The sequence below is a fragment of the Vibrio sp. McD22-P3 genome, assembly GCF_021568915.1.
Lineage (GTDB): Bacteria > Pseudomonadota > Gammaproteobacteria > Enterobacterales > Vibrionaceae > Vibrio > Vibrio mediterranei.
Genome location: NZ_JAKGTN010000049.1, coordinates 1 through 6,732, shown reverse-complemented (window position 1 = coordinate 6,732; position 6,732 = coordinate 1). Strand labels below are relative to the sequence as shown.

Sequence of the window (6,732 nt, the reverse complement as noted above, 5' to 3'; positions counted from 1 at the left end):
GCACAGGCGTATAGTTATATCTGTGGAGAAGTGTCATAGGTTTGTATGGAAGCAAGGGGAAGGAATGCGAGAAACAAAAGTGGTGAGTACAATTCGCGTCATATTTGCTCTATTGACTCATCAAGAACAGTTAGACTAATGCGCTCAGAGATTCTAGTGCAGATGCACGTTTTTTTGCGGCAGGTTCATCACCCATGTTTAGCGCTTCGGCGTAAATGAATTCCACATTCGTCATACCAAGGAAGCCTAAAATCGTAGCAAGATAATCATTCATACTGTTGCGAGGTGTATCTTTGTGAATGCCATCACGAGTGGTGGTCAATACTGTGTGAGTAGAATAAAGCATCATACCAAGTAATAAAGATTCATACTAAGTATTAAAGTGTCATACTAAAAGGCGGCGTTCTCCAATCGGTACGCTGCCTTTTGTGATTACGGATGTTATAGCTCTAAGAAGGTTCTGTCGAGTAGACGACACCTGTTACCAAGTGTCGTCCCTCTAAGATGTATGGACTCCCTTTCCTCAGGGAGCTACGGTTGAAGTTGACCAAAACCTAACCAAGAGTCCATACAATGCAAAAATATAACGTCATAGCGATTGATTTGGCAAAAATGTCTTTCAGGTTTGTAAATTAAGCCCACAAGGAAAAGTTATATACAATCGCGAAATTAGCAGAACGAAGCTCAAAGAACTTCTAATTAAAGAGAAGCTTTCATTAGTGGCCATGGAATCGTGTTCAAGTGCTCATTATTGGGCGAGATATGCAAAAACCGCTGGTCATCAAGTCAAAGTGATCAATGCTCGTGCGGTTAAGGGGTTTCAAACAAAACAAAAAACAGATAAGAACGATGCTCTTGCTATTGCCACCGCAGCATCACTTGAGCATATCTATAGTATTCGAGTTCAATCTGTGGATGAGCAAGCAATGCAATCAATGGAACGAGCCAGAAATTTAGCTCTCACGCACCAGATAGCTCAAAGTAATCATATTCGTGGATTACTGTCAGAATTTGGGATCATTCTTCCCCAAGGGTTAACTTCGTTAAGAGAAGGGATTCCATTTGTTCTTGAAGATGCACAAAATGGATTACCTGATCGGTTCAGAGCCGTACTTCTTCGGTTGTGGGAACATTTGCTTGTTCAGATAGTTCATCTGGATGATCTGACTAAACAGCTAGAGATAGCAATTAAAGATAATGATGTGTGTCAAAAGCTAATGAAACTTGAAGGTGTTGGTCCTTTAGGGGCTTTAGGTCTTGCCCTGCGATTAGGGAAAGGCGAGAACTTCTCAAGTGGAAGAAATGCCTCAGCCAGCATAGGCTTAACACCAAAACAGCATAGTTCTGGCGGTAAAGAACGTATTGGGCATATATCAAAGAAAAGTGCCGACATGCGACTCCGTTCAACTCTTTTTCAAGGAGCGCTTTCGGTCGTTAGCCTGGTAGTGAATCGCCCAGATAGAACAAATAAAGAACAATGGTTAAAAGCTTTAATAGAGAGACGTGAGAAGAAAGTTGCTGCGATTGCGTTAGCAAATAAAACCGTGCGAACAGCTTACGCTCTTTTAAAGAATGACTCAGTGTACCAGCTAGAAAAATTAGCTTGATATACCGAGCATAATCAACATAGAACTATGGTAAAACAGGTAAGACCGACCAATAGAAGCTAGTTGGGTTCTAAGGCACAATGATGCCGTTCCTAAGACTTAGCCTATTGGTGCGACTACATTTTAGGGCGAGGTAGTTCCTCAAGAAAGCCCGTATATAAGAGCGCATCTATACTTGTTTTTATTTTGTTTTTTGTTGATTTTCCGAGGGAGTCCATATAAGAACCCAGCGTGCAACTTTCACCGCACTAGGCTCAAGCCTTCACAAAGGCACCGATTGGCACCCAGCAACTTATAAAGCAGTGAGAGCAGGCTCATGCCAAGAGTTACGGCATTGCTTCTTTGATTTTCTCTTAGCCAAGTATTCTTGGTATTGAGGATCAAAAGGCGTAGCGGCACTCCTGATTTTCACATGTCTCTCTATTGGCACTTTGGCTATTTGAAATAGATTAAACTGACAATCCATATTCATGATCTTCTGCCAACCGTGAAATTGCCATTGACCTTGGCGGTTGATGAAGTATTTAAGGGCGATCCAAGTTCTAGACTTTGTTGGATGACGCCTTTTAGCCCAGTGCCATAACGTATGGAATAGCTTGTGACCTACATATCCGAATACCTGTTTGGCCACGCAGTGTCGATAGTAATTAGACCAACCCCTGAGTTTCGGATTTATCAACTTGATTAAATCGTTAACGGGGATAGTTGCGTGCTTTTTGATGAGTTCGCGCAAGTTACTCAAGAACAGCAGTGTGTTGGATTTACTCGGCTTAATGAGCAACTTCCCTTTGTACTTCCTGTGGTTAAAACCTAGGAAATCAAAACCACGACTGATATGGGTAATGTGCGTTTTCTCTTCGGAGAGTGTTAAGCCTCTTTCTGCTAAGAAATCAGCAATCAACGGTTTGATATCGTTCTCCAGCACTTCCTTTGAAGCACAGGTGACGACGAGGTGAGTAGCCCGTGGGAACCTCCCCCACAGGCTCTCTCAGAACCGTACGTGAACCTCTCAGCTCATACGGCTCCCATCATCCAACCGATGGTCTAACACCTAACTTCCAATGCGGAAACAGGTAAGGATATTTTAAAGCTATCTCCCCAAGCCTGTGTTCAGCTCGTCGTCGGTGTTTCTTCAACTTTTTGAACTTCCTCATCGCCCACAGACTGAGTTTGCGGTTGATATGTCGTAGCGTCGGGTACATGGCTGATTTGTAAAAACGACCATAAGTAATTTATCCACCCCTGTATTTGTGCTCTGAACATTCTGGCTGCTAAAGATCGCTGCTAAAGATCGCCCTGTGCTAAAGATCGCCCCTGCATTTGCCATTAAAGAAGTTTACTCATTTCTGGTACACTGTCGGCTTGCGCTAACAAGTATTCACACTCTGTTTGGGCTAGTGAGACACATAGTTCTATGTGTTCACGCTCTTCATCATCGATTCCTTGAGCTTCGGTAAGTCCAACCGTTTCCTTCAGGGCATTCTTTATGGCATCAATGGTTTCTACCATTATGGAAGCCATTTTGGTGCCTGAATAGCCGAGCAGAGCACCGAATTCAGCTAAATCATAGCTGGTAATAGGGTGTTTGAAGTTACCTTTCGGTGGATTTTGAAAGTCTTCGCTTTCCCAATCTCCAATCGACATCGCAAAATATTGAGGGATACTGGCGGCACGCCCCTCATCAGCAGACAATTTACCGCTTTGTGAGTTGCGTTTTGCTCCCTCTTGAGCAATAGCTTCTATGTTGACTAAATCATAAAAAGGGGTCAATTCCAGGCCTTTAGGGGTCACGAAGAAGCTAATATTTTTGCCATGGGCATCGTAGTTTAGCGTTGCTAGATTAAAGAGCATCCACTGGGTAAGCTTTAGGTTGGTGATTACCGTGTCTATGGTTTTGACGCTCAGTAGGCGTGGGAAAGAAACGCCATCACGCATATATATACCATCGCCTTCATCCCCATTCTGACGCTCGTATTTGTAACCTGGAGGTAAGTCAGTCGCCTGACAGCCATCAATCACGTGTTTTCGTTGAACGACATCACGAGCCTCGATATAGGCACGATCGAACCGCTCTATCATCAGTGTCCTAGTCTTCCCAATACGGGTTAACTCAACATTAGCGACATCCAAACCTGCTAGCTTAGCTAATGTCATGCAAAAGAACTCATTCACAGCAATACACGGTGCTTTACCGCTTTCAAACTTCAGAATGTAGTTCGAACTTAATTTTCCTTCACCAAATCCCCATTCATCACCGCGCTTAAGTAAGTTTAACTTGTTTTGCACACCGGCAACTGAAAGGCGAACCTTACCGTCCCAATAAACTAATGGGGCTAAATCTCGCTCAAGTCGTTCTATGAGCTCATCATCAGGAACAGATCTAAAGCTGGTTTCCTGAGGTTCTGAGTTTGGAACTCGAAAAGATAATGCACCAGATGTTTCCGCACCAAGCTTACGAATCAGCCCGAACGTGTTGCTTTTGGAGATAGTGGTGTTTTGTATCATCTCCTCAAAGGCTTCTCCTTCAGGAAGGAGATTTCTGAGGTAGTTCTCGATACTACGTAGCGAAGCCTGATCATCGAAAGGGATGTGTGGTGAAATCGGGAAACCAGTGTGTTTCCATTCATCTTCATAGATGAATGAGAATTCTGTCTCTGTTCCGACAGGAAGAATCAAACGACCAATTTTGGTATTCGTACCGATAAACACGTCTAATTGTTGCAGCTTACTCATACCAACCATCCTCATTGCTTATCACGTTGTTTTCGTCTTGGTAGGTTATTTGGTTGTGTGGACGAACAAATAGCTTTAAGTCGATAAGGCGTAACGACAGCCCTAAGATATCCATGAGGATAAGTACATTGGCAAAGGTGACACTGGTATCGCCTTTTTCAATCTTCATGATTGTCCTACGAGATAAATTGGCTTTTGAAGCGAGATCATCAATACGCCAGCCTCTATCGGTGCGCTTTGAGCGAATGGCGGCTCCCAGCGTTTCCATACTGAACTCGGTATTCAAATCAGGCATAGGTTGTGCCTTTACCATCTTACCTTTTTTCATAAGTGCCTTTTAGTGTACTTTTGTTACTATTGGGGTCGTCTCAATATATAAGTTCACTATAACTCACTTTTGAAGTGTCTGTATAAGAAATTATTTAAAAGTATAATTTAAGTAACTTATGTTTAGTTTGCTAGTTGTATGTTCGTTCCAATAAGTGGCAATCTGTTTTTGCTAAACTAGAGTAAGCGTGTCATAAATCACCATGTGAATAGAATAAGGTTCTAAGCAGCAATGAAAATTAAAATTGAGAAGACCTGCGATGGTGAGGCTTTCTTCAACATTCCAGAAATACTGCAAAAAGAATTGCAATGGGAAGAAGGCGATCAAATCGAATGGCTCGACAATAACGATGGTTCATGGACTTTGCGCAAAGTTGAACTTGAGGATGATACCCAGTCGAAGTCTATAGAGTACGTTCTTTCACAACATCCTACTTTAAAAGAGCACATGGAGGATATGTTTGAGGACTCTGGTTTGAGAGCAGAATGGTTAACTTCCGCAATTCCAGCGCTATCTGGTCTAACTCCGCTAGAAGTTGTGCTTAAAGGTGATTTAAAACGCGTTTTAGATGTATTAAATCGTATCAAGTATGGTGATTTTTCTTGAGATGCTTTTATCTCAAAATATCAGGTTGATATGTTGAGCCATTGGCCATCTCTTTCCGGATGAAGCCTACTTTGCAAGGCAGAGATACCTACATGGACAGGAACTAACACGCTTGTACCCAATCATAGTGTATCTAAGGACCTATATCGCAGAACCAAACAGACCAACTTTCCCTGTTATGTCAGAAAAGTTGCTTTGTGACAATCGGTAGGTTTCCATTTAAGCCGTATATCCGTACTTCAACTTATTGATCTCTTCTGTTACCAGAATGATACCGGTTATTGTGTCACAGAATGAAAGTGGGGTTTTGTTTTCAAACACCAAACTGGGTTTATTTAACCAGCGTAATGTCGCATCACGATCACCAAAATACTCATTTGCTTGTTTGACCATATCTGCAAGCATAAGAGCATGTTCACTGGCTGTTGGGCTTAGCGTTGCGTTTGGTTCTTTCATTTTTCGCTGGAGAGTACGCAGATTAACGCCAATAATTTTCGCGTAATCTGTCTTAGTCAGACCAAGAGTTAACATTCCTCTATCCAGCATTTCAACAGGAAGCCCTTGACGAATAATTTTTAGACTATCGATTACGCTCTGAGATTTGCGCTTTTCACCTCCGAGCATTTCATAAGCAGCACTGAACATTAAAGTACCTCCGAATCTAACTACACTTACACAATAGGCGTAATTAGATTATTTTAACACGGAAATATGTCGAGGCTTGCTAGTTGCCTACATACTCTTTCCAATTAGTGGCAAGCTGGCCTTGCTACACTAGAACTAATCCAAGTATCGTATTGCTGTATATGTTATAAACGAAAATGGTTCATGAAAAACAGTTACAACTGATGAATTGATAGGGTTGTTAGCTAGTACGAACTAGCGCGTCGGCACAACACATGAGAAGACTAAGATGTTGTTTCTAAGTATAATATTCGCATTGAGTTTAGCTATTGGTGCTTTTACTCTCTATTCGGAAAATGTTCACATTTGGCTCTCGAAACATATGGATGAATATGAAATAGAGCTAGAGAAAAACAATCCAGAAGAGCTAAAAAAGCTGAAGAAAAAATACCAGCGTTAACAACCAATCACCTGATTCAACCGTAAATTTCATTAAATTTTCGGTTAATCTTACCCCAATTCATGCCAGTTTTCTGGGAAATCCAGATTCAACCGTAAATGAGGTTAAATTTACGGTTATTACTCCTACCTACTAACTCAAGCTTTTGGGAAATACAAAGACAGGCAACACTAGTGGTTGGATATCACTTTTTACCATATGTGGACGCCCCGTTTGTTTCGATTGCAGATAGTGTCCTGGTGTGTGCAAGAAAAGTTCACAGCAAATTCACCTTCGCCCCCTCTGGCAGGATTGTTGTCACTGTTAAAATTTAACCAGTATGGGCGGTATTGAGTAAACTTTGTCTCGTATACCAGCAGAAAGAAAAGAAGCCA

7 protein-coding genes and 1 pseudogene are annotated in these 6,732 nt (G+C 41.9%); 2 read left to right on the top strand and 6 right to left on the bottom strand.

What is annotated here, in order from left to right; translation table 11 throughout:
* Positions 1 to 130 precede the first annotated feature (130 nt).
* Positions 131 to 349, bottom strand: a complete 219-nt coding sequence (locus L2W36_RS27015) for an NAD(P)H-dependent oxidoreductase (RefSeq protein ID WP_236112038.1) — start codon at positions 347 to 349, stop codon at positions 131 to 133.
* A gap of 304 nt (positions 350 to 653) precedes the next feature.
* On the opposite strand from L2W36_RS27015, the gene L2W36_RS27010 reads away from it, so the two are divergent.
* A complete protein-coding gene (locus L2W36_RS27010) occupies positions 654 to 1,607 on the top strand; it encodes an IS110 family transposase (RefSeq protein WP_236112039.1) in 954 nt (317 codons plus the stop codon).
* A 292-nt stretch (positions 1,608 to 1,899) separates the two neighbouring features.
* On the opposite strand, the pseudogene L2W36_RS27005 reads toward L2W36_RS27010, so the two are convergent.
* The 4 genes and pseudogenes from L2W36_RS27005 to L2W36_RS26995 all read right to left on the bottom strand — a co-directional run.
* Positions 1,900 to 2,568: pseudogene (locus L2W36_RS27005) on the bottom strand (group II intron maturase-specific domain-containing protein); the annotation flags it as partial.
* Positions 2,569 to 2,635: 67 nt separating this feature from the next.
* Entirely contained in the window at positions 2,636 to 2,839 is a 204-nt protein-coding gene (locus L2W36_RS27605; RefSeq protein ID WP_443088412.1) for a group II intron maturase-specific domain-containing protein, read from the bottom strand.
* 94 nt (positions 2,840 to 2,933) lie between these two features.
* Positions 2,934 to 4,340, bottom strand: a complete 1,407-nt coding sequence (locus tag L2W36_RS27000) for a HipA domain-containing protein (protein ID WP_236112037.1) — start codon at positions 4,338 to 4,340, stop codon at positions 2,934 to 2,936.
* Positions 4,333 to 4,668 carry a helix-turn-helix domain-containing protein gene (locus L2W36_RS26995; protein WP_050922297.1) on the bottom strand — a complete coding sequence of 112 codons (336 nt, stop codon included), beginning with the start codon at positions 4,666 to 4,668 and terminating at the stop codon, positions 4,333 to 4,335. Before L2W36_RS26995 ends, L2W36_RS27000 begins: the two co-directional genes overlap by 8 nt.
* A gap of 231 nt (positions 4,669 to 4,899) precedes the next feature.
* On the opposite strand from L2W36_RS26995, the gene L2W36_RS26990 reads away from it, so the two are divergent.
* A complete protein-coding gene (locus tag L2W36_RS26990; protein WP_236112036.1) occupies positions 4,900 to 5,274 on the top strand; it encodes an MbcA/ParS/Xre antitoxin family protein in 375 nt (124 codons plus the stop codon).
* A gap of 219 nt (positions 5,275 to 5,493) precedes the next feature.
* Here the strand turns inward: L2W36_RS26990 and parS are convergent, their stop codons facing one another.
* Positions 5,494 to 5,919 (bottom strand): type II RES/Xre toxin-antitoxin system antitoxin, encoded by a 426-nt coding sequence (gene parS / locus L2W36_RS26985; protein ID WP_236112035.1) that lies wholly within the window; start codon positions 5,917 to 5,919, stop codon positions 5,494 to 5,496.
* Positions 5,920 to 6,732 lie beyond the last annotated feature (813 nt).